Genomic DNA, 1,464 nt, shown 5'->3' with positions numbered 1-1,464 from the left:
GCACGCGCCGGACGGGCCGAAGCTGATCGGCTTCCTCAAAACCATGGAATTCACCACGCTGACCCGCCGCGTCGCCGAAGCGACCGGAACCGAGATCGGCGACGTCCAGGCCGCCGCCGTCACCATCGAGCGCGCCGATACCGCGCACGGACCCGATGTCGGAGCCGGCGCGCCGCCGGCAGCACGGTCCACGCCCGCCGGCAACGACGCCGACAAGCCAGCGCCGGCCATCCGGGCAGAAGACGCGCCGCCGCAGGGCGACACCCCTTCCCTGCTCTCGGCGCTTCGCCTGGAACAGGCGGCGGCGCGCAAGATCGACACGTCGGCCTATGTCGCCATTCGCGATGCGGCGGCGCTGACGGCCTGGATCGCCGAGGCACGGGAAGCCGGTGTCCTCGCCTTCGACACCGAGGCCAGCTCGCCCGACCCGATGCAGGCCGAGTTGATCGGCCTGTCCATGGCGGTCGCGCCCGGCCGCGCCGCCTATCTGCCGCTCGTCCACAAGAGCGGCACCGGCGACTTGCTGGGCGGCGGCATGCTGGAGAACCAGATCCCCGTCCGCGAGGCATTGGCGCTGCTGAAGCCTCTCTTGCAGGACAGGTCCGTTCTCAAGATCGTGCAGGACCTGAAATACGACATCGTCGTGATGAGCCGCCACGGCATCGAGATCGGCCCATTCGACGACACGATGCTGATCTCCTATGTGCTTGATGCCGGCACGTCCGGCGGCCACGACCTGGCCGGCCTCTCGGAAAAATGGCTGGGCCACGCCCCGGCCTCCAAGAAGGAGCTTGCCGGATCGGGGAAAAGCGCCGTCGGCTTCGATCAAGTCGATATCGAGCGCGCGACCGCCTACGCCGCCGGGCAGGCCGATATCACGCTGAGGCTCTGGCAGGTGCTGAAGCCCAGGCTTGCCGCCAAGGGCCTCGTTTCCGTCTATGAGCGGCTGGAACGGCCGCTGGTGCCGGTGCTGGCGCGGATGGAGCAGCGCGGCATCTCCGTCGACCGACAGATCCTCTCCCGGCTGTCGGGCGAGCTGGCGCAGGGTGCCGCCCGCGTTGAGGAGGAGATCTACGGCATCGTCGGCGAGCGCATCAACATCGGCTCGCCGAAACAGCTCGGCGACATTTTGTTCGGCAAGATGGGCCTGCCGGGCGGCTCCAAGACCAAGACCGGCCAATGGTCGACATCGGCGCAGCTCCTGGAGGACCTTGCCGCCGAAGGCCATGAACTGCCGCGCAAGATCGTTGACTGGCGCCAGCTCACCAAACTGAAATCGACCTATACCGACGCGCTGCCTGGCTTCATCCACCCCGACACGAAGCGCGTCCACACCTCCTATGCGCTGGCGGCGACGACAACTGGACGTCTCTCGTCCTCCGACCCCAATCTGCAGAACATCCCGGTGCGTACCGCCGAGGGGCGCAAGATCAGGACCGCCTTCATTGCCGAAAAGGGCCACAA

The 1,464-nt window shown here is 67.5% G+C and carries 1 protein-coding gene; it reads left to right on the top strand.

Going from position 1 to position 1,464, the window contains the following annotated elements; genetic code table 11:
- On the top strand, positions 1-1,464 hold a 1,464-nt coding region (locus tag EN742_RS34885), incomplete at both ends, for a DNA polymerase (protein ID WP_245492479.1).

The sequence above is a fragment of the Mesorhizobium sp. M4A.F.Ca.ET.020.02.1.1 genome (genome assembly GCF_004022645.1).
In the GTDB taxonomy this organism is placed as follows: domain Bacteria; phylum Pseudomonadota; class Alphaproteobacteria; order Rhizobiales; family Rhizobiaceae; genus Mesorhizobium.
This window is presented reverse-complemented; position numbering and strand designations above follow the sequence as displayed.